The sequence below is a fragment of the Pseudomonas sp. CCI3.1 genome (assembly GCF_034313985.1).
Classification (GTDB): Bacteria; Pseudomonadota; Gammaproteobacteria; order Pseudomonadales; family Pseudomonadaceae; genus Aquipseudomonas; species Aquipseudomonas psychrophila.
This window is the reverse complement of sequence record NZ_JAVIWO010000001.1, coordinates 3,113,293-3,133,654: the sequence shown is the minus strand read 5'-3', so window position 1 is coordinate 3,133,654 and position 20,362 is coordinate 3,113,293. Positions and strand designations below refer to the sequence as shown.

At 58.1% G+C, this 20,362-nt stretch carries 19 protein-coding genes; 12 read left to right on the top strand and 7 right to left on the bottom strand.

Going from position 1 to position 20,362, the window contains the following annotated elements; translation table 11 throughout:
- Nucleotides 1-171: 171 nt before the first annotated feature.
- Nucleotides 172-1,596, bottom strand: coding sequence for an aspartate ammonia-lyase (gene aspA, locus RGV06_RS14240; protein ID WP_019826952.1), 1,425 nt, complete (start codon nt 1,594-1,596; stop codon nt 172-174).
- A 180-nt stretch (nt 1,597-1,776) separates the two neighbouring features.
- Here aspA and RGV06_RS14235 point away from each other — a divergent pair, with 180 nt between their 5' ends.
- The 5 genes from RGV06_RS14235 (at nt 1,777) to RGV06_RS14215 (ending at nt 5,647) form a co-directional block, all read left to right on the top strand.
- Entirely contained in the window at nt 1,777-2,694 is a 918-nt protein-coding gene (locus RGV06_RS14235) for a LysR substrate-binding domain-containing protein (protein ID WP_019826954.1), read from the top strand.
- A gap of 391 nt (nt 2,695-3,085) precedes the next feature.
- Nucleotides 3,086-3,577: a 5-(carboxyamino)imidazole ribonucleotide mutase gene (gene purE / locus RGV06_RS14230; protein ID WP_016782937.1), complete on the top strand. Its 492-nt coding sequence runs from the start codon at nt 3,086-3,088 to the stop codon at nt 3,575-3,577.
- An 11-nt stretch (nt 3,578-3,588) separates the two neighbouring features.
- Nucleotides 3,589-4,674, top strand: a complete 1,086-nt coding sequence (locus RGV06_RS14225) for a 5-(carboxyamino)imidazole ribonucleotide synthase (protein WP_019826956.1) — start codon at nt 3,589-3,591, stop codon at nt 4,672-4,674.
- 106 nt (nt 4,675-4,780) lie between these two features.
- Nucleotides 4,781-5,029 (top strand): GlsB/YeaQ/YmgE family stress response membrane protein, encoded by a 249-nt coding sequence (locus RGV06_RS14220; protein WP_019826958.1) that lies wholly within the window; start codon nt 4,781-4,783, stop codon nt 5,027-5,029.
- 81 nt (nt 5,030-5,110) lie between these two features.
- Entirely contained in the window at nt 5,111-5,647 is a 537-nt protein-coding gene (locus tag RGV06_RS14215; protein ID WP_019826960.1) for a DUF3299 domain-containing protein, read from the top strand.
- A gap of 81 nt (nt 5,648-5,728) precedes the next feature.
- On the opposite strand, the gene RGV06_RS14210 is transcribed toward RGV06_RS14215, so the two are convergent.
- Nucleotides 5,729-6,628: a D-hexose-6-phosphate mutarotase gene (locus RGV06_RS14210; protein ID WP_322150256.1), complete on the bottom strand. Its 900-nt coding sequence runs from the start codon at nt 6,626-6,628 to the stop codon at nt 5,729-5,731.
- Between the two features lie 57 nt (nt 6,629-6,685).
- Nucleotides 6,686-7,087 carry an acyl-CoA thioesterase gene (locus tag RGV06_RS14205; protein ID WP_003438129.1) on the bottom strand — a complete coding sequence of 134 codons (402 nt, stop codon included), beginning with the start codon at nt 7,085-7,087 and terminating at the stop codon, nt 6,686-6,688.
- A 375-nt stretch (nt 7,088-7,462) separates the two neighbouring features.
- Here RGV06_RS14205 and RGV06_RS14200 point away from each other — a divergent pair, with 375 nt between their 5' ends.
- From RGV06_RS14200 to RGV06_RS14170, 7 genes are all read left to right on the top strand, one after another.
- Nucleotides 7,463-8,752 carry an MFS transporter gene (locus RGV06_RS14200; protein WP_019826966.1) on the top strand — a complete coding sequence of 430 codons (1,290 nt, stop codon included), beginning with the start codon at nt 7,463-7,465 and terminating at the stop codon, nt 8,750-8,752.
- A gap of 166 nt (nt 8,753-8,918) precedes the next feature.
- A complete protein-coding gene (locus RGV06_RS14195; RefSeq protein ID WP_019826968.1) occupies nt 8,919-9,923 on the top strand; it encodes a phosphate ABC transporter substrate-binding protein PstS in 1,005 nt (334 codons plus the stop codon).
- A gap of 220 nt (nt 9,924-10,143) precedes the next feature.
- The gene (locus RGV06_RS14190) at nt 10,144-12,429 is read left to right on the top strand and encodes an ABC transporter permease subunit (RefSeq protein WP_048352461.1); all 2,286 of its coding nucleotides are present in this window, start codon (nt 10,144-10,146) and stop codon (nt 12,427-12,429) included.
- A 15-nt stretch (nt 12,430-12,444) separates the two neighbouring features.
- On the top strand, nt 12,445-14,115 hold the full coding sequence (gene pstA, locus RGV06_RS14185) for a phosphate ABC transporter permease PstA (protein ID WP_048352462.1): 1,671 nt from the start codon (nt 12,445-12,447) through the stop codon (nt 14,113-14,115).
- Between the two features lie 153 nt (nt 14,116-14,268).
- Complete coding sequence (gene pstB, locus RGV06_RS14180) at nt 14,269-15,102, top strand: phosphate ABC transporter ATP-binding protein PstB (protein WP_019826974.1); 834 nt, start codon at nt 14,269-14,271, stop codon at nt 15,100-15,102.
- A gap of 85 nt (nt 15,103-15,187) precedes the next feature.
- On the top strand, nt 15,188-15,949 hold the full coding sequence (gene phoU, locus RGV06_RS14175; RefSeq protein WP_322150252.1) for a phosphate signaling complex protein PhoU: 762 nt from the start codon (nt 15,188-15,190) through the stop codon (nt 15,947-15,949).
- 76 nt (nt 15,950-16,025) lie between these two features.
- Nucleotides 16,026-16,901: a response regulator gene (locus tag RGV06_RS14170; protein ID WP_048352463.1), complete on the top strand. Its 876-nt coding sequence runs from the start codon at nt 16,026-16,028 to the stop codon at nt 16,899-16,901.
- Nucleotides 16,902-17,009: 108 nt separating this feature from the next.
- Here the strand turns inward: RGV06_RS14170 and RGV06_RS14165 are convergent, their stop codons facing one another.
- From RGV06_RS14165 to RGV06_RS14150, 4 genes are all read right to left on the bottom strand, one after another.
- On the bottom strand, nt 17,010-18,971 hold the full coding sequence (locus RGV06_RS14165; RefSeq protein ID WP_322150250.1) for a DUF4105 domain-containing protein: 1,962 nt from the start codon (nt 18,969-18,971) through the stop codon (nt 17,010-17,012).
- Nucleotides 18,968-19,288 (bottom strand): DUF2388 domain-containing protein, encoded by a 321-nt coding sequence (locus RGV06_RS14160; RefSeq protein ID WP_019826982.1) that lies wholly within the window; start codon nt 19,286-19,288, stop codon nt 18,968-18,970. Before RGV06_RS14160 ends, RGV06_RS14165 begins: the two co-directional genes overlap by 4 nt.
- A 26-nt stretch (nt 19,289-19,314) precedes the next feature.
- Nucleotides 19,315-19,608, bottom strand: coding sequence for a DUF2388 domain-containing protein (locus tag RGV06_RS14155; RefSeq protein WP_046809479.1), 294 nt, complete (start codon nt 19,606-19,608; stop codon nt 19,315-19,317).
- Between the two features lie 190 nt (nt 19,609-19,798).
- Nucleotides 19,799-20,116 carry a DUF2388 domain-containing protein gene (locus RGV06_RS14150; RefSeq protein ID WP_019826985.1) on the bottom strand — a complete coding sequence of 106 codons (318 nt, stop codon included), beginning with the start codon at nt 20,114-20,116 and terminating at the stop codon, nt 19,799-19,801.
- Between the last annotated feature and the right edge of the window lie 246 nt (nt 20,117-20,362).

Below are 20,362 nucleotides of genomic sequence, written 5' to 3'. Positions count from 1 at the left end.
CTGCATAAGTGATTGATTTTTCATGTGCGAGTCGTCTTAAAAGGCATCAGTTTGTGTCCGATTTGCCCTTTTTTCAGGCAAAAAAAAGGGCCTGCAGACGTATCTACAGGCCCTCAAAAGGTGAGAGGTGTCTAGTCCCTCGACCTGGTGAGCGTTGAGCGTGTTACAGCATCAGGCCTTGAGGGGCACCAGACGCGGAGCAATCATGTTTTCCGGGCGCAGGATGTCGTCGAGCATGGCGTCGTCGAGCAAACCTTCTTCGCGCACCAGTTCCAGCACGCCGCGTCCGCTTTCGAGGGCGATACGGGCGATGCGGGTGGCGTTTTCATAGCCGATGTACGGGTTCAGTGCAGTGACCAGGCCGATCGAATGCTCGACCAGTTCACGGCAGCGTGCTTCGTTGGCGGTGATGCCGACGATGCAGTGCTCGCGCAGCATGTCCATGGCGCGTTGCAGCAGGCGGATCGAGTCGAAGATCTTGAAGGCGATCAGCGGCTCCATCACGTTCAGTTGCAGTTGACCGCCTTCGGCAGCGATGGTCAGTGCCAAGTCGTTACCGATGATCTGGAACGCAACCTGGTTAACGGCTTCCGGGATAACCGGGTTGACCTTGCCTGGCATGATCGAGCTGCCTGGCTGACGTGCTGGCAGGTTGATTTCGTTAATGCCGGTACGTGGACCGCTGGAGAGCAGGCGCAAGTCGTTGCAGATCTTCGACAGCTTGACCGCGGTACGCTTGAGCATGCCGGAGAACAGAACGAAGGCGCCCATGTCGGACGTGGCTTCGATCAGGTCGGCAGCCGGTACCAGCGGGTGACCGCTGATGGTCGCCAGGCGGTTTACGGCCAGCAACTGGTAGCGCGGGTCGGCGTTGATGCCGGTACCAATGGCGGTGCCGCCCAGGTTCACTTCGGTCAGCAACTCTGGCGCCAGTGTTTTCAGGCGGGCCAGGTCTTCACCCAAGGTAGTGGCAAACGCACGGAACTCTTGACCCAAGGTCATCGGCACGGCGTCTTGCAGTTGGGTACGGCCCATTTTCAGCACGTGGCTGAACTCAACACCTTTGGCGGCGAACGCCTGGATCAGGCTGTCGAGGCTGGCAAGCATGGCGTCGTGACCCAGCAGCAGACCCAGGCGGATCGCAGTCGGGTAGGCGTCGTTGGTCGACTGCGCCATGTTGACGTCGTTGTTAGGGTGCAGGTACTGGTACTCGCCCTTCTGGTGGCCCATGGCCTCCAGCGCGATGTTGGCGATGACTTCGTTGGCATTCATGTTGGTTGAAGTGCCAGCGCCGCCTTGAATCATGTCCACCACGAACTCTTCGTGGAAATCGCCGCGGATCAGGCGGGCACAGGCTTCGCTGATGGCAGCGTGCTTGGCGTCGCTCAGATGACCCAGCTCGCGGTTGGCGTCAGCGGCGGCTTGTTTAACCATTGCCAGGCCCACAACCAGCTTCGGGTAGTGCGAGATCGGGACGCCGGACAAGCGGAAGTTATGCACCGCTCGCAGGGTCTGGATGCCGTAGTACGCTTGAGCCGGTACTTCGAGTACGCCAAGCAGGTCTTTTTCGGTACGGAAAGATGCAGCGGAGGACATGATAGAAATCATCTCGATAAGAACCCGGTCTGGGCCGGAACGCTGCGAATCCTAGGCCTGCAGACTATTTTGGGCCAATGCCTTTAAACACTATCCTATGCAGAAACGGCATAATGACGACGTGACGCGACGGCTGCGTTGAACGTGTGACCCAATTTGGTGCGCGTCCGGGAGGACTCGATGAATCTTGAAAGCAAATGGCTGGAGGACTTTAGTGCCCTGGCTGCGACCCGCAGTTTTTCCCAGGCGGCAGAGCGTCGTTTTGTGACCCAGCCGGCATTTAGCCGACGTATTCGCAGCCTCGAAGCAGCCCTGGGGCTGACGTTGGTGAATCGTTCCCGCACCCCGGTGGAGTTGACTGCGGCCGGTCAGCTGTTTTTGGTGACGGCGCGTACCGTGGTCGAGCAACTCGGTGAGGTGTTGCGTCACTTGCATCACCTCGAAGGTGGGCAGGGCGAGGTCATGCAAGTGGCCGCCGCGCACTCCCTGGCGCTGGGTTTTTTCCCGCGCTGGATCGCCCAATTGCGCAACGAAGGGTTGAACATTGCCACGCGGCTTGTTGCGACTAACGTCGGAGACGCGGTGCATGCTTTGCGCGAGGGCGGATGCGATTTGATGCTGGCTTTTTACGATCCAGATGCGGCTTTACAGATGGACCCGGAGATTTTTCCGTCACTGCACTTGGGTAACACCGAAATGCTCCCGGTGTGTGCGGCCGATGCGGACGGCAAGCCGCTGTTTGACCTGGAAGGTGAAGCCAGCGTGCCATTGCTGGCGTACAGCGCCGGAGCGTTTTTGGGGCGCTCGGTGAATTTGCTGCTGCGCCAGCGCAGCCTGCGTTTCACCACTATTTATGAAACGGCCATGGCGGATAGCCTCAAGAGCATGGCGCTCGAAGGGCTGGGCATTGCCTGGGTGCCTCATCTAAGTGTGCGCGCCGAGCTGGCGCGGGGTGAGCTGGTGGTGTGCGGCGGCCCACAATGGCACGTGCCACTGGAGATTCGCCTGTATCGCTGCGCCCTGGTGCGCAAGGCCAACGTGCGGTTGTTGTGGCGCAAGCTGGAGAACCCTACCGGTCAGACACCAACGCCGACCTGACCCGAATGCGGTATGACCTCAGCTGTGGGAGAGCCTGCTCGCGATCGCCTTAAGACCGTCGCGATTAACCCGTAATCACGCGTTATCGCTAACGGCCTTCGCGAGCAGGCTCGCTCCCACAGAGGCACCGCTGGCTCAAGTGAACAGCATTATGACCTGAGGTGGTTTTTTTGCCTGACCTTAGAGTCAATAAAACCGGGCTGTCGGGCCGTTTTCAGGGTGCAAGACAGATGGTCGCCAAAGGTGCTGTCAAACCACCTCTTTGCGGTATACTGCGCGGCCTTCGGCTGGCTTGACCGGCCTTAATTCCTATAACAAGCCACGTCGGATCCTCCACGTGGCTTGTTGTTTTTTGACGCGCCTGCGGGCGCCCAAGAGAAGAGGCGCGACGATGAGTGCACTGGTAGGCGTGATCATGGGCTCCAAGTCCGATTGGTCCACCCTCAGCCACACCGCCGATATGCTGGAAAAACTCGGCATTCCTTACGAAGTGAAAGTGGTCTCTGCCCACCGCACTCCGGATCTGCTGTTCCAGTATGCCGAAGAGGCCGAAGGCCGCGGGATCGAGGTCATCATCGCTGGTGCCGGTGGTGCAGCCCACCTGCCAGGCATGTGTGCGGCTAAAACCCATTTGCCAGTACTGGGTGTTCCGGTGCAGTCGGCCATGCTGTCGGGCGTCGACTCGCTGCTGTCGATCGTACAAATGCCAGCAGGCATCCCGGTTGCAACCCTGGCCATCGGCAAGGCGGGCGCGATTAACGCGGCCCTGTTGTCGGCGAGCATCCTGGGTGCCAAACACCCGCAGTTCCATACCGTTTTGAAAGCATTCCGTGCTGAACAGACAGACAGCGTGCTGGACAATCCAGACCCGCGCGTAGCCTGAGGTTTCTGACGATGAAAATCGGTGTAATCGGTGGCGGCCAACTGGGCCGCATGCTGGCCTTGGCGGGCACTCCGCTGGGCATGAATTTCGCTTTCCTTGACCCGGCTCCCGATGCCTGCGCAGCCGCACTGGGCGAACACCTGCGTGCGGATTACAGCGACCCGGATCACTTGCGCCAACTGGCCGATGAAGTCGATCTGGTGACGTTTGAGTTCGAAAGCGTTCCGGCTGAAACCGTGGCGTTCCTGTCGCAATTCGTCCCGGTGTACCCAAGTGCCGAAGCATTGCGCATTGCGCGCGACCGCTGGTTTGAAAAGAGCATGTTCAAGGACCTGGGCATTCCGACCCCGGCGTTTGCCGACATTCAGTCCCAGGCTGATCTGGACGCTGCGGTGGCCACCATTGGCCTGCCTGCGGTGCTCAAGACCCGTACCCTGGGTTACGACGGCAAGGGCCAGAAAGTGCTGCGTACCCCCGCGGATGTAGTGGGTACATTTGCCGAGCTGGGCAGTGTGTCGTGCTTGCTGGAAGGTTTTGTACCGTTCACGGGCGAAGTGTCGCTGATCGCTGTGCGCGGTCGTGACGGTGAGACCCAGTTCTACCCGTTGGTACACAACACCCACGACAGCGGCATTCTCAAGCTGTCGGTTGCCAGTACGAATCACCCACTGCAAGCATTGGCCGAGGATTACTCCAGCCGTGTACTCAAGCAGCTGGATTACGTTGGCGTGATGGCGTTCGAGTTCTTCGAAGTCGACGGTGGCCTCAAGGCCAACGAAATCGCTCCGCGTGTGCACAACTCCGGGCACTGGACCACTGAAGGCGCCGAGTGCAGCCAGTTCGAAAACCACTTGCGGGCCATCGCTGGCTTGCCGCTGGGTTCGACGGCCAAGGTGGGTGAAAGCGCCATGCTCAACTTCATCGGCAGCGTGCCGCCGGTTGAGAAGGTGATTGCGATTGCCGACTGCCATTTGCATCACTACGGCAAGGCGTTCAAGGTCGGCCGCAAGGTCGGGCACGCCAACCTGCGCTGCGCCGACATGGCGACGCTGCAAGCGCAAATCCTCAAGGTTGAAGCGTTGATCGACGAAGCGTAAATCGCTTTTGCCGGGAACCATTGGGTTGTCACTGCTCTCTGATGGCGTGATGCCAAAGTGCTGACTAGGCTTTGGTATAACGCCATCTAAACGAGAGGAAGCGCCCATGGGCATCATCGGAACCATTTTCATCGGCTTGATCGTTGGCCTGCTGGCTCGTTTCCTGAAACCAGGTGACGACAGCATGGGCTGGATCATGACCATCCTTCTGGGTATCGGCGGTTCGCTGGCGGCTACCTATGGTGGTCAGGCACTGGGTATCTACAGGGCGGGTGAGGGTGCCGGCTTTATTGGTGCGGTGGTTGGTGCAGTGATCTTGCTGGTGATCTACGGCATTGTGTCGAAAAAGTCCTGATTAAACGCTTTGGCTCTCTCTGCGCGAACCGCAGAGGGAGCTAAACTGCGCGCGTTTAACTCCTCTTTCATTGAGCCTTTCATGCGCCGTCTTCTACTGACTTTTCTTTTGCTGGGCTCAGGCCTGGTACACGCGGCAGAACTGCCCGAAACCGACTGGCTCGAACTGATGCCCATGTCGGACCAAAAAGCCCTCGAACAAATGCCCGAAATTGACCATGACTCGCCCGAGGCCAATGGTACGTTTACTGACAAGGGTGGCTTGAAGCAGAGCAAGGGTTTGCCGGCCGTGATGTATTCCAGCAAAACTGTTGCTGGCATGAACGGCAAAAATATCCGTCTGGGCGGTTATCCCGTACCTCTGGAAACAGATGCCAAGGGGCGCAGCACGTTGTTTTTCCTGGTCCCTTACCCGGGGGCCTGCATCCATGTGCCACCTCCGCCGCCGAATCAACTGGTGCTGGTGCGCTATCCCAAAGGCCTGAAGCTGGATGACATCTACACGCCGCTGTGGGTCATGGGCACGCTGAAGGTCGAGAAGGTCAGCAATGACCTGGCCGATGCGGCTTATGCGCTGGATGCCAGCAAGGTGCGGGTGGTGGTCGAGGAAGATTTGTAGGTGGCAGATTAGTTGTGGGAGCGAGCCTGCTCGCGAAAACGATCTTCGCGAGCAGGCTCGCTCCCACAAGGTGTATGTGTATCAGGCCTTCAGGCGCTTGCTCGCAATGCTCACACCCAGCGTATGGCTGGCGCCTGGCTCAAGGGTGATCACGTCATCCATCACGTTGGCGGTTTCGATGCACAGCATGCGCTGCCAGCCATCTGCTGCCATGTCCTTGAAGCTGGCGGTCTTGTCGATCCAGGGGTTCCAGATCACGGCTGTGCGTGAGCCTCGGCTGGTCAACTCAAGAGTGCGTGACCAGGCGGGGTCAACGATGCTCAGTTGCTGCGGGGTGTCGAGGTAGATACGGTCGGTTTCTCCGCTGAAGGTCAGGTCGCCCGACTGCTTGATGTGTTCCCAGTCTTTGAGGGTATCGATGTAGGTCAGGCCCTGGACCCCTTGAACCTGAACCTTGCGTACGTCGCTGACCGCGAAGTAACTGTGCAGCGCCTGGCTGATGCTGACCGGGATGTCGCTGCGGTTATGGCTGGTGAGGCTGATGTGCAACTGGGTGTCGAGCCGAATGCTCAGGGTGAGTGCCACATCGTGGGGCCAGCCGGGCAGGCCGCCCTCGATGTGGGGCAAGCCCAGTTCAATATGCAGCGCTTCGCCCGCATCATCGATCTCCAGCACTTCCCATTCGCGGGTACGTACCAGGCCGTGGGCGGTGGCGGGTTCATCGCTGTGGCGCATGGCCTGCACGCTTTGCGGGTTAAGCGCCAGATTGCCAAACCACGGCCAGCACACAGGCACGCCGGTACGAATGCCTTTGCCCTGCTTGTACTGCGCTTTTTCGTTGAGCCAGATAATCGGGGGCTCATCGCCTATCTGATAGCTGAGTACCTGCGCGCCCTGTTTGGCGATCAACAGTTGTGCCTGACCATGCTGGAAGTGCCAGCACTCCAGTTCATCCAGGGTGACTGACTCAATGTGATGCATGGCAGGCTCTCTATTTCAGGGGCAAAGGCAGCAATGGGCAGGCAAATCGCGCAAGTTTTAGCGGCGCGGCGGAACGGAGCGGGTACGACCGCTGCCATCAATGGCAACAAATACAAAGACCGCTTCGGTCACTTTGCGCCACTCGCTGGACAACGGGTCGTCACTCCACACTTCAACCATCATCTGGATCGAGCTGCGGCCGATCTCCAGTGCCTGGGTGTAGAACGACAATTGCGCGCCAACGGCCACAGGCACCAAAAACGCCATGCGATCAATCGCGACAGTGGCTACACGGCCACCTGCAACCTTACTGGCCATTGCGGTACCGGCGAGGTCCATTTGTGAAACCAGCCAACCACCGAAAATATCACCGAAACCGTTGGTTTCCCGTGGCAAGGCGGTGATCTGCAAGGCCAAGTCGCCTTGGGGGATTGGATCTTCTTGTTCGAGCTCTAGCATGCCTAAGGGCCTCTGACCCGTGATTCTTCATGAGTACTGCGGGTGAAAAAGCGTCTTTAGAAAAACGATTCAGCCCGAACATACTACGTTCGTCACGTTCTTCATAAGCCGCGCCATGGGGAAACGCTGCAAAACCGGCTGAAGTCGTCCAGCAGGACGTTTTCGTACAGTCACTTGAGAAGTTACCAAGTGTTTCTTTCTGTTGTGAGTATATCGGGCGATGACTCAGCCGACGACCTTCAGATTCTGCTTTTTGAGGGCGCTGCGCGTCTAGCTCTGTGCTTTTGCAAACAATTTGTTATCTTTCAAAACCTGCCCAGCCCCTGCCGGCGAAGTTGCAGCTTTTGCCGAGCCTAATAAGAGAAGCATTACCCCATGATCACAGAGCCTTCCAGTGCTGCACCGCCTTCACGGCCGTTGACCCGTAATGACTACAAAACCTTGTCGCTGTCTGCCCTGGGTGGTGCGCTGGAGTTTTACGATTTCATTATTTTTGTATTTTTCGCCACCGTGGTCGGCAAGTTGTTCTTCCCGGCTGACATGCCGGAATGGCTACGCCTGATGCAAACCTTTGGCATTTTTGCCGCAGGTTACCTGGCGCGCCCTCTAGGGGGCATCGTCATGGCGCACTTTGGCGACCTGCTGGGGCGCAAAAAGATGTTCACCTTGAGCATCTTCATGATGGCCGTTCCGACCTTGATCATGGGGCTGCTGCCAACCTATGAGCAGATTGGCATGTGGGCGCCGATCCTGTTGCTGCTGATGCGCGTGATTCAGGGCGCCGCCATTGGCGGTGAAGTACCAGGGGCCTGGGTATTTGTGGCCGAGCACGTACCGCCACGCCATGTGGGCTATGCCTGCGGCACCCTGACCTGCGGGCTGACGGCGGGTATTTTGCTGGGTTCGCTGATGGCGACTGCCATTAACACGATCTATACACCGGCTGAAGTCTCTGATTTCGCGTGGCGGATTCCGTTTCTGATGGGCGGTGTGTTCGGGTTGTTCTCGGTCTACCTGCGTCGCTGGTTGCACGAAACCCCGGTGTTCGCCGAGTTGCAACTGCGCAAGGCGCTGGCCGCTGAAGTCCCGCTCAAGACCGTATTGCGTGATCACCGCGGGGCGATAGTGATCTCTATGCTGCTGACCTGGCTGCTGTCTGCCGGGATCATTGTGGTCATTCTGATGACGCCGACAGTACTGCAAACCATCTACGGTTTTTCTGCGACCACCTCGTTGCAAGCCAACAGCCTGGCGATCGTCTTTTTGAGTTTGGGTTGCATTGCCTCGGGCGCTCTGGCTGACCGTTTTGGTGCAGGCAAAGTGTTTGTGGTGGGTTGCGCCGGGTTGCTGATCACGTCATGGACGTTCTATCACAGCCTGCTGCAACACCCTGACTGGCTGTTCCCGTTGTATTCCCTGAGCGGTTTGTTTGTAGGCACCATCGGCGCCGTACCCTATGTGATGGTCAAAGCGTTCCCGGCTGTGGTGCGGTTCAGTGGTCTATCGTTTTCCTACAATCTGGCCTACGCCATCTTCGGCGGCCTGACCCCGATGGCCGTGACCCTATTGCTCAAGGAAAGCCCGATGGGACCCGCGTATTACGTGGCAATCATTTGCACGATGGGCTTGGTAGTGGGTGCTTATCTGTGGAAAAAAGGACGCTGATCGATTCCTTGTCTGTCATGACGTCTCGCTAGCCTCTCCCCGAAGGCCATCATTTGTAACGAATGATGGCCTTTCATCTAATTGTCACAATCGGTTCATAGAGTAGTCACATGGCCTGCAGATACTGGCCCCCGATTCATCTAACCCCGTTTGTTAGGAGTAAGGCATGAAACTGAAGCGTGTTATGGCGGCCCTGACTTTTGTTGCCGCAGGCGTTGCAACTGCCAATGCGGTTGCCGCTGGTGTTGACCCGGCTATTCAGCCCTATGTGAAGACAACTGGTGTATCGGGCAACCTGTCCAGCGTTGGTTCTGACACCCTGGCGAACTTGATGACCTTGTGGGCTGAGGCTTACAAGAAAGAATATCCAAACGTGAACATCCAGATTCAAGCTGCCGGTTCTTCGACCGCGCCGCCTGCGATTACTGAAGGCACCGCTAACCTGGGCCCGATGAGCCGCAAGATGAAAGACAACGAACTGGCTGCTTTCGAGCAGAAGTACGGCTACAAGCCAACCGCCATCCCGGTGGCAGTGGATGCCCTGGCCGTGTTCGTGCACAAGGACAACCCGATCAAGCACATGACCATGGAGCAAGTAGACGCTGTCTTCTCGTCCACGCGTCTGTGTGGCGGCAAGTCCGACATCAAGACCTGGGGTGACCTGGGTGTGACGGGCGACCTGGCGAACAAGCCGGTGCAACTGTTTGGTCGTAACTCGGTATCCGGCACTTACGGTTACTTCAAGGAAGAAGCCCTGTGTAAAGGTGACTTCAAGCCTAACGTGAACGAACAACCGGGCTCTGCCTCGGTAGTTCAGTCGATCAGCAGCTCGCTGAACGGTATCGGTTACTCGGGCATCGGTTACAAAACCGCCAGCGTGAAGACCGTGCCTTTGTCTAAAAAAGGCAGCACCGAGTTCGTCGAAGACACCGAAGAAAACGCACTGAACGGCAAATACCCGCTGTCGCGTTTCCTCTACGTGTACGTGAACAAGGCGCCGAACAAGCCGTTGAACCCGCTGGAAGCCGAGTTCATCAAGCTGGTTCTGTCCAAGCAAGGTCAGGAAGTGGTTGTCAAAGACGGCTACATCCCTCTGCCAGCCAAAGTCGCTGCCAAAGCTTTGGCTGACCTGGGCTTGAAAGAAGGCGGCGCTGACGTCGCGAAGAAGTAATGGCTATGTAGTCGCTGCCGAAGGCTGCGAAAAGGATCGCGCAGACTTCAGATCAACGGGTTGCTGCGCAACCCTTCGCAGCCTGCGGCAGCGACTACAGGGTTATTTCACTTCTGCTTCACCTCATTTTTTCACTCCGCTGCCGGAACCACTGGGCGGCGGATTTTTTGCGTCACTGCTTTGTCATCTTTCTGTCATACAGGACCGCTAGGGTGTGCGCATGAATGATCTGGCCAATTCCCCAATGACTACGACATCCGCTCCCAAGCGCATTGATTTCAATACGCCTGAACTGCAGCGCAAGCGCCGTATCCGCGCGCTTAAAGACCACTTGACCCGCTGGTATGTATTTATCGGCGGTCTTGCCGTGCTCGGCGCTATCACCCTGATTTTCTTCTTTCTGGGCTACGTGGTTTACCCACTGTTCCAGGGCGCCGACCTGAATGCCAAACAGGCGATTACGCCGGTCTGGATGCAGGACGCCGGCAAGCCGCTGATGATCTCCGTTGAGGAGCAGAATCAGGTGGGCATGCGGGTATCCGACAAGGGCATGGTGCTGTTCTTCAATGTGAAGAACGGCGAAGAACTGACGCGGGTTAACTTGCCGCTCCCAGCTGGCACGCAAGTGACTTCGCTGGGCGAAGACCAGCCGGGTAACCCGGTGGTAGCCTTGGGCTTGTCCAATGGCCAGGCGCTGGTGTTTCGCCACACCTATCGCGTCAGCTACCCGGACAACAAAAAGACCATCACCCCTGCGATTGAATACCCCTACGGTGAAACCCCCGTCGTGCTCGATCCGCAAGGCCGCGCACTGGATCACGTTAACCTCAGCGTGAACGATTCGACGCTGGTGCTGGCGGGTTCAACCGGCGCGCAGTTGCATGTGGTGTCGTTGGCCAGCGAAGAAAACATGATGACCGGTGAGGTCACGAACTCCGAGACCCGCATCGATCTGCCGCAGATGACCAATCAGGTTAAAGCGCTGTACATCGATCCGCGTCAGCAGTGGCTGTATGTGGTCAATGATCGCGCCCAAGTCGATGTGTTCAGCCTGCGCGACAAGAGCCTCAACGGTCGCTACAAACTTTCTGAGGACGCGACCACAGAGATCACGGCCAGTGCGCAGCTGGTGGGTGGCATCTCCCTGATATTTGGCGATTCCAAAGGTGGTCTGAGCCAGTGGTTCATGGCCCGCGATCCGGATGGCGAACAGCGCTTCAAGCCTATCCGCAGCTTCCAGATGGGCACTTCGCCGATTGTTGAAATCACTGCCGAACAACGTCGCAAGGGCTTCCTGGCCCTGGATGCGGCGGGTGAGATCGGCGTGTTCCACAGCACCGCGCACCGTACCCTGCTGGTCGAAAAAATTGCCGAAGGCCCTGGCATCATGGCGTTGTCGCCGCGGGCCAACCGCATCATCGTGGAAGAGGGCGGCAAGCTGCTGCCACTGACCTTGAAGAATCCGCACCCGGAAGTGTCCTGGAGTGCACTGTGGAGCAAGGTCTGGTACGAGAACTACGACGAGCCTAAATACGTCTGGCAATCGACCGCCGCCAACACCGACTTCGAACCGAAGATGAGCCTTGCGCCATTGACCTTCGGTACGTTGAAGGCTGCTTTCTACGCCATGTTGCTGGCTGCGCCTCTGGCCGTTGCCGCTGCGATCTACACCGCTTACTTCATGGCTCCGAGCCTGCGCCGCAAGGTCAAGCCGGTTATCGAGCTGATGGAAGCCATGCCAACGGTGATTCTGGGCTTCTTTGCCGGTCTGTTCCTCGCACCGTATGTCGAAGGGCATTTGCCGGGGATTTTCAGCCTGCTGATGCTGATGCCGATTGGTATTCTGGTCGCCGGGTTCACCTGGAGCCGTCTGCCTGAGTCGATCCGCCTGCGAGTACCGGATGGTTGGGAAAGCATGATTCTGATCCCGGTGCTGCTGTTTGTGGGCTGGTTGTCGCTGTACATGAGCCCGTATATGGAAGCCTGGTTCTTTGGCGGCGACATGCGGATGTGGATCTCCCACGACCTGGGCATCACCTACGACCAGCGCAACGCACTGGTAGTGGGTCTGGCTATGGGCTTTGCAGTTATCCCCAACATCTACTCGATTGCTGAAGACGCCGTGTTCAGCGTACCTCGCGGTCTGACCCTGGGTTCGCTGGCGCTGGGTGCCACGCCGTGGCAAACCATGACCCGCGTAGTGATCCTGACGGCCAGCCCGGGGATCTTCTCGGCACTGATGATCGGTATGGGCCGTGCGGTTGGCGAGACGATGATTGTGTTGATGGCCACCGGTAACACCCCGGTCATGGAAATGAACCTGTTCGAAGGCCTGCGTACCTTGGCGGCAAACGTGGCGGTGGAAATGCCGGAGTCGGAAGTGGGCGGTAGCCATTACCGCGTGCTGTTCCTCTCGGCCCTGGTGCTGCTGCTGTTCACCTTTGTCATGAACACTCTTGCCGAGCTGATCCGTCAGCGTCTGCGCAAGAAATATTCGTCGCTTTAAGGAAGGTAGAAGTCTGTGAAACAGAACTCCCTCAAAGGCTGGTTCAAGAGCGGCGCTCCTGGCGTCTGGATCAGCGGTGGTGCGGTTTCCATCGCCGTCATCATGACCATCGGCTTGCTGTCGGTGATTGCCGTACGTGGCCTGGGCCACTTCTGGCCTGCTGATCTGATACACGCTGAGTACAACGTTCCAGGCGATACCCATCACCTGGTGGTTGGTGAAGTGGTGCAAAAGGAAGAGGTGCCCCGCGAGCGTCTGAAAAGCGCGGGTTTGCCAGTCCCGGAGCAAGGCCCGGAGTTCATGACTCGCGAGCTGATCAAGGTCGGCAACCGTGACTTGAATGGCAACGACTTTACCTGGGTGGTCGGCGAGTGGCTGACTAACCAGAGCACGCCGCCAGAGCTGATGGCCATTGAGCGTCGTGAGTGGGGCAACTTTTACGGTTACCTGGTTAACGTGAAAGAAAACGGCAAGGTGGTGGCAGAAGGTGCCGCCGCCTGGCCAGAGCTGCAAGCCCGGGTCAAGCGTGTGAATGATCTGGCGGCGCAACTCAGCCAGCTCGAGAAGAAAGACATCGGTGCGATCAACTATGGGCTTGAGCGCATCCGTCTGCAGGGTCGCAAGCTGGAACTGGACGGCAAGCTGACCCCTCAGGCACAAGCGGACATGGACGCTGAACGTGCCGAGCTGAATGCCCGTTACAAAGCGATTGAAGATCGTCTGGGCGAGCTGCATGCGCAGTTCAATCGCGACAGCCTTACGGCCCGCGATGCCAATGGCAAAGAGCTCGTGATCGACATCGGCAAAGTGGTCAAGGCCTACCAGCCGAACGCCATGAACAGCTGGCAAAAACTGGCCATGTATTTCAGCAACATTTGGGAGTTCCTGAGCCAGGACCCGCGTGAAGCGAACACCGAAGGCGGTATTTTCCCGGCGATTTTCGGCACCGTGATGATGACGTTGATCATGGCCGTGATCGTGACTCCGTTTGGTGTGCTGGCGGCGGTTTACCTCCGTGAATATGCCAAGCAAAACACCCTGACCCGGGTGATCCGTATTGCGGTGAACAACCTGGCGGGTGTGCCGGCCATTGTTTACGGTGTGTTTGGTCTGGGCTTCTTTGTGTATGTGTTGGGCGGCTCGGTTGACCGTTTGTTCTTCGCTGAAGCATTGCCTGCGCCGACTTTTGGTACACCGGGCCTGATGTGGGCTTCGTTGACGCTGGCGCTGCTGGCGGTGCCAGTGGTGATCGTGGCCACTGAAGAAGGGCTGGCGCGTATTCCGCGTACCGTTCGCGAAGGTTCGCTGGCGCTGGGTGCGACCAAATCCGAAACGCTGTGGAAGATCGTGCTGCCGATGGCCAGTCCGGCCATGATGACGGGCATGATCCTCGCCGTGGCTCGTGCGGCCGGTGAAGTGGCGCCGCTGATGCTGGTGGGTGTGGTCAAGCTGGCACCGTCGCTGCCTCTGGACGGCAACTACCCGTACTTGCACCTTGACCAGAAGATCATGCACTTGGGCTTCCACATTTATGACGTCGGCTTCCAAAGCCCGAACGTCGAAGCTGCCCGCCCGCTGGTCTATGCCACGGCGCTGCTGCTGGTACTGGTAATCGCGACCCTGAACCTGTCGGCGGTGTGGATTCGTAACCATCTGCGCGAGAAGTACAAGGCGCTGGAAAGCTGATAGACACATAACCTGTGGGAGCGAGCTTGCTCGCGAAGGTATCGCCAAGGTTTCAAGGTGGAACCGGTTACCCGAATCGCTGGCAGGCCAGCTCCCACAGAAGAAGCCCGGTTACTGAAAACCGAAACGAATTTTTAGCGTATGGAGCAACCCATGCAGCATGAATCCTCAACCCACGGCATCAACATGTCAGCCTTGGGTCGCACCAAACAAAGCTTGAACCTGGAAAGCGAAGAAGTCGCCATTGAAGTCCCGGGCCTGAATCTTTACTACGGCGAAAAACAAGCGCTGTACGACGTGTGCCTGAATATCCCGAAACAACGGGTAACGGCGTTTATCGGTCCGTCGGGCTGTGGCAAGTCCACGTTGCTGCGCACCTTCAACCGCATGAACGACCTGGTAGACGGTTGCCGGGTCGAAGGCGAGATCAACCTGTACGGCAACAACATCTACCGCAAGGGCGAGGATGTCGCTGAGCTGCGTCGTCGCGTCGGCATGGTGTTCCAGAAGCCAAACCCGTTCCCCAAAACCATTTATGAAAACGTGGTTTACGGTCTGCGGATTCAGGGCATCAACAAAAAGCGCGTGCTCGACGAGGCCGTTGAATGGGCACTCAAGGGCGCAGCGTTGTGGGATGAGGTCAAGGACCGCCTGCATGAATCGGCACTGGGGTTGTCGGGTGGCCAGCAACAACGTCTGGTGATTGCCCGTACCATCGCGGTAGAGCCTGAAGTGTTGTTGCTCGATGAACCGTGCTCGGCACTCGACCCGATCTCGACGTTGAAAGTCGAAGAGCTGATCTACGAACTCAAGTCCAAGTTCACCATCGTGATCGTGACCCACAACATGCAGCAAGCAGCTCGGGTTTCGGACTACACGGCGTTCATGTACATGGGCAAAATGGTTGAGTACGGCGACACCGACACGCTGTTCACCAACCCGGCCAAGAAGCAGACCGAAGACTACATCACCGGGCGCTATGGCTAGTTTGAGCGGTAGTGACCGTTCGACGTATCGACAATTTGGCTAGCCGCTTACAGCGCGCAGCTCACAGCTTTTGCGGAGCAGAACCATGATTTCAAAGGATGGCCTCACCCATCACATTTCCGCGCAGTTCAACGCGGAACTCGAAGACGTGCGCAGCCACCTGCTGGCGATGGGCGGCCTGGTCGAGAAACAGGTCAACGATGCAGTGACCGCGTTGATCGAGGCCGACTCGGGTTTGGCTCAGCAGGTGCGCGAGATTGATGAACAGATCAACCAGATGGAGCGCAACATCGACGAGGAGTGCCTGCGCATTCTGGCCCGTCGTCAGCCTGCGGCGTCTGACTTGCGTTTGATTATCAGCATCTCCAAGTCAGTGATCGACCTTGAGCGCATCGGCGACGAAGCGACCAAGATCGCCCGCCGGGCTATCCAGTTGTGCGAAGAAGGTGAGGCACCACGGGGTTATGTCGAGGTGCGCCATATCGGCGATCAGGTGCGCAACATGGTGCGCGATGCACTGGACGCCTTTGCCCGTTTCGATGCCGACCTTGCACTGTCGGTGGCCCAGTACGACAAAATCATCGACCGCGAGTACAAGACTGCACTGCGTGAGCTGGCCACTTACATGATGGAAGATCCGCGCTCGATCTCGCGGGTGTTGAGCATCATCTGGGTACTGCGTTCGCTGGAGCGTATCGGCGACCACGCCCGCAATATCTCGGAACTGGTGATTTATCTGGTGCGCGGCACCGACGTTCGACACATGGGCCTCAAGCGCATGCGCGAAGAAGTTCAGGGCACGGCTGCCGATAACGCTAATGTTGCGACGCCGCCTGACGATAAGTAAGACAGCCTGAACTAAAAACGCCCGGCTCATTGCCGGGCGTTTTGGTTTTCAGGCGTTCATATCCAAGGAGCAGTCGATGAGCAAGGTGAGTGTGCTGGTGGTGGATGACGCGTCGTTTATTCGTGACCTGATTAAAAATTGCCTGCGTAATTATTTTCCGGGCATCAGGATCGAAGACGCCGTCAACGGCCGCAAAGCCCAGACCCTGCTGACCCGTGAATCATTCGATCTGGTGCTGTGTGACTGGGAAATGCCAGAGATGTCCGGCCTTGAACTGTTGAGTTGGTGTCGTGAGCAGGACCAGCTGAAAACGCTGCCCTTTATCATGGTCACCAGCCGTGGCGATAAAGAGAACGTGATCCAGGCTATTCAGGCCGGTGTTTCGGATTTCGTCAGCAAGCCTTTTACCAACGAACAGTTGCTGTCCAAGGTGAAGAAGGCGTTCACCAAGGCAGGATTGCTCGACTCGGTGATGGCCAGTGCACCGACGCGCATGAACTCGGCGTTTGGCAATGATTCGCTGAATGCACTAACTGGAGGCAAGGCGCAGGTGGTAACCCCTGCACCGGCGGCCCCTGCACCGCGTCCGGCCCCAGTGCCTGCGCCGGCACTGACAAGCCGTGGCCAAGGACAACTGCGGTTACCCAGCGGCACACAGGTCTGTGTGATCAAGGCCCTGAGCCTTAAGGAGGCGCTGCTGGTGGTGCGTCGTGGCGAAGTGCTGCCTCAGGTGCTGGACAGCGCCGTATTGGACCTTGAGCAGGGCGAGAGCGCCGAAGTGGCGCGTTTGAATGGTTATCTGCATGCCATCGTGGCGTATGAGCCAAAACCAGACAGCGCCTGGCTGCAACTGACCTTTCGCTTTGTCGATCAGGATGCCGACAAAATGAACTACCTGTCACGATTGATTGCCCACGGCACGGCACAGAAGCATTTTGTGCCGGGTGCGTGAAGTGCCCTTGTGGGAGCGGGCTTGCTCGAGATGTGGACGCCGCGGTTTTTCAGTCGAACCGCGTCGATACCATCGCGAGCAAGCCCGCTCCCACACGTCATATGTGGATCAGGGCAGCTGCAACCCGCCCGATGCCTTGTGGATTGCCCGCAGGTGTTCACCGATCTGTTTGACGTTGGCTTCAGTCGCCGCTATTTCGGCGGCGCGGGAAGGCTCCAGCAGGCTGCGCACCTCCTTGTCCAAGTCGGTAGTCAGGCGCAGTAGTTGCTGTTGGCGCTGACTGCTTTCGGACTCGAGCATTTCCCATTCTTTGGTTTGCGGCAGGCCGTAGCCGCCGCTGCCGAGCAGTTCGGCCGGGCGGCTGAGGAAGCCGCTGCTGGCGAGGATTTCCTGCAAGGTTTTGTTGGCTTTGTCCATGCCACCATCCTTGAGCCCGCGTGCGCCCAGGTACTTTTGTTTGACCTCGTCCTGTGCCAGCAGCAGTTGTCGGCGAAAGCCGGCTTGCTCAAGAAGTAACAAGGCGGCGCTGGCGCGCAAGTCGGCTTGCGCGATCCATGGGCGGCGTTCGTTCGCGTTCAGGGCCAACCAGTCTTCGACGGTGGTTTGCTTGATCGGCAAGCGGGTCTTGAGTACGTCGAACATTGCTTGGTAGCGATCACGGTAGGAGTCAAAGCGATAACCCAGGCGTAGCGCCTCTTTGGGATCGTCCAGCACGCTGGTGTCCGCCAGGCCACGACCCTTGAGGACGTCGAGCAGACCATTGGGCACGATGCTGTCCAGGCCCTTGAGTTGGGCATTGTTGCTGCCGCTGCGCAGCAGTTTCAGGGTCTCGACAGCGCAGTTGTTGGAGATGAAGTAGTAGTCGCCGTCATAGCTCCAGTGCATTTCGGCGGCGTGCTCAACCACTTCCTCGATTTCCGGACGGCTCAGTTTGAGCGGTACGGAAGCCAGGCTGCGCAGTTCGGTTTTGGTGTATTCGTCAATCACCTGGGCCAGCGGCAATACAAACAGCCGTGAAGGATAGGCACCGGTCAGGCCGTCCCAGCTTGAAAGCTGTACGTCATTGACGAACGCCCGGTAGGACAACACCAAGTGTTCTTGTAGGTCGAGTCGGCAGTCCGGCCCGCGTGGGCGTCCTGGGGCGCAGATCACCAGGCGGAGCATACTGTGGCCCCAACGGCTGGCCCATTCCTGATTGGCTTCGGCCAGCAGGTAGTCGACGGCGTACACCCGCTCAGGGTCTACGGTGCCCAGCGGTGTTTTGGCGAAATCGTTGCCGGCATTGAGGAAGGCAAAGCCTTTGGGGCACTCGTCCTTGACGGCGGGCGCCCAGCCGAAATGCTCTTTGTAGTAGCGATACAGCGCCGGTCGGCGGCAGGCATAGGCCGGGTCGAGGAGGAAGTACTCCATGTTGACCGCGACAAACTCCTTGGGGCTGCTGATTTCGTACAGGTCGGGGCTGCGCACGACCTGGTGGTTATCTTGTTCGCGCTCGCCCCGGCGACCCACGTATTGCTGCCAGCCGGCCAGGTCGAGCAGGCGCGGGTCATCACTGAGGGTGAAACGGCGTTCGGTCTGCCCGCGACATTGATCAGGCAGGCCAATCAGGCCGGTGTTGCCGTTTTGACGGGTGCAGCGGCGGATCAGCGAGCGCTCGGGTGTGGGCCAGAGGCGGGCGCGGTCGTAGATGTGGGTGATTTCGTGCAAGACGGTGGCGAGCATTTCACGGCGCACGGTGCCGTGTGGACGGTTGGTCTGCCGGGTCGCGGCCGAGCCATCGGTCAGCCCTGCCAGAAGCGAGCGATTGAGGTCCAGCTCGGAGGTCAGCGATGCCTGGCCGTAGGCGTTGCTGGGCATGTCATCGGTCCAGCCCACCAGAATCTGTCGGTCCAGTTGTTCGATAAAACGCGGTGGCAGGCTCTGCATGGCCTCATCCAGCAAGGCCTGGCTGGCCTGTTGCTCGGCCGGGCTCAGGCCTTCGGTCTTGAGTTGCAGATGCAGCGCGGCCTGGGCACTGCTGGCGATCAGCAGCAGGCCACAGGCGGCTAACCAGCGCGTTAGCGACCTCACAGTGCGAGGATGGCTTCGGCGAGATCCTGGTCACTGGCGTTGCGTGCTTCAGGCACACGGTCACGCAGGGTGCTGAAGGCAGCTTCCAATTGTACTCCGCGAATATCGCCTTGGCTGGCGACGAAGGTAGCCGCGTCGTCGTGGGCTTCACGCACTACTTTAGAGTCGCGGATAGAGGTGGTGGTATCGGACGTGAAATCGATGGTGCGTCCAAAAGCGCGCACGATGATGTTACTGGTCTGCACGACGGTTTGTGCCTGCGCCACATCGGCGAGCAGCAAAAGGCCAAGGGTGGCGACAATTAATGGGCTGCGCATGACGTATCTCCAGGAAAAGCGGGTATTTATTGGATGAGAATTGTGTGTGCCAGTTCAAGGTCGCTGGCATTCAATTTTGGCGTGTTTTGGCGCAGATAGCGCAAGGCAGACTCCAGCTGCGCTCCTCTTGTCTGGCCATCACTGGCAATAAAGACGGCGGCATCATCCTGGGCGGCACGTATCAATTTTTGATCAAAAGGCGCGGACGTCACTTTACTGGTGACGTAACCACTGAGCACCACATTCTGGGTGGTCATGTCGAAGGCGTTGGCTGATTGAGTCCAGCAGAGAGCAAGTAGAACGGATAAGGAAAAACGCATGGGTCTCGAGGCTGTTTGAATGAGCGTCAAGGCTAGCGTAATGGGCGGGGCAGGGCCAGCGCGGGGGTGTCTTTGTGGGAGCGGGCTTGCTCGCGATGGTGTCGACGCGGTTCAACTGAATGAACGCGCCGCCTGCATCGCGAGCAAGCCCGCTCCCACAAGAGCTGACCCGTTATGGCGTCACTTACATTCAGATCGTCAAAATGGCCTGGGCAAGCTGGGCATCGGTGGCCTGCAATTGCGGAGCTTGCTGGCGAATGGCTTCGAAAGCGCTTTCGAGTTTCACGCCACGGATAGTGCCTTCGCTGGCAACAAAGCTGGCAGCGTCGTCACGGGCGGCACGTACGATTTTGTTGTCACGAAACGAGCCTGTGGCGTCAGATGTCAGATCGGTCGTTGCCTTGAGGGTGCCCACAATGCCATCGGTCGTAACGATGAAGCTTGTGGCGTTGGCGCTTGCAGCAACGGCCAGCAGAGCCGCCGCGCTAAGTAGGCGAAGTGTGGACATGGTGAACTCCTGGATATGAACGTATGAAAATAGTCGGTTATGGACCGAATAGTAGGCCGAGGGCTGCGCTAGGCATAGGAAGTTTTACTGGGTTTTGTGGGCAAAGTGCTCTAGATCAGGCATTTCGCTAACTGTACTTGTAGGTTTTATATATTTTAAAACTGTACCCGTCGCAATGCTGGTACTCAAACCTGGAGCCCATAAACGACAAAACCCGTCAGCGGTTATCCGCGACGGGTTCTGTTT

Coding starts and splice junctions, on each gene's coding strand:
- aspA (WP_019826952.1), bottom strand. CDS start 1,596: ATGTCCTCCGCTGCATCTTTCCGTACCGAAAAAGACCTGCTTGGCGTA.
- RGV06_RS14235 (WP_019826954.1), top strand. CDS start 1,777: ATGAATCTTGAAAGCAAATGGCTGGAGGACTTTAGTGCCCTGGCTGCG.
- purE (WP_016782937.1), top strand. CDS start 3,086: ATGAGTGCACTGGTAGGCGTGATCATGGGCTCCAAGTCCGATTGGTCC.
- RGV06_RS14225 (WP_019826956.1), top strand. CDS start 3,589: ATGAAAATCGGTGTAATCGGTGGCGGCCAACTGGGCCGCATGCTGGCC.
- RGV06_RS14220 (WP_019826958.1), top strand. CDS start 4,781: ATGGGCATCATCGGAACCATTTTCATCGGCTTGATCGTTGGCCTGCTG.
- RGV06_RS14215 (WP_019826960.1), top strand. CDS start 5,111: ATGCGCCGTCTTCTACTGACTTTTCTTTTGCTGGGCTCAGGCCTGGTA.
- RGV06_RS14210 (WP_322150256.1), bottom strand. CDS start 6,628: ATGCATCACATTGAGTCAGTCACCCTGGATGAACTGGAGTGCTGGCAC.
- RGV06_RS14205 (WP_003438129.1), bottom strand. CDS start 7,087: ATGCTAGAGCTCGAACAAGAAGATCCAATCCCCCAAGGCGACTTGGCC.
- RGV06_RS14200 (WP_019826966.1), top strand. CDS start 7,463: ATGATCACAGAGCCTTCCAGTGCTGCACCGCCTTCACGGCCGTTGACC.
- RGV06_RS14195 (WP_019826968.1), top strand. CDS start 8,919: ATGAAACTGAAGCGTGTTATGGCGGCCCTGACTTTTGTTGCCGCAGGC.
- RGV06_RS14190 (WP_048352461.1), top strand. CDS start 10,144: ATGAATGATCTGGCCAATTCCCCAATGACTACGACATCCGCTCCCAAG.
- pstB (WP_019826974.1), top strand. CDS start 14,269: ATGCAGCATGAATCCTCAACCCACGGCATCAACATGTCAGCCTTGGGT.
- phoU (WP_322150252.1), top strand. CDS start 15,188: ATGATTTCAAAGGATGGCCTCACCCATCACATTTCCGCGCAGTTCAAC.
- RGV06_RS14170 (WP_048352463.1), top strand. CDS start 16,026: ATGAGCAAGGTGAGTGTGCTGGTGGTGGATGACGCGTCGTTTATTCGT.
- RGV06_RS14160 (WP_019826982.1), bottom strand. CDS start 19,288: ATGCGCAGCCCATTAATTGTCGCCACCCTTGGCCTTTTGCTGCTCGCC.
- RGV06_RS14155 (WP_046809479.1), bottom strand. CDS start 19,608: ATGCGTTTTTCCTTATCCGTTCTACTTGCTCTCTGCTGGACTCAATCA.
- RGV06_RS14150 (WP_019826985.1), bottom strand. CDS start 20,116: ATGTCCACACTTCGCCTACTTAGCGCGGCGGCTCTGCTGGCCGTTGCT.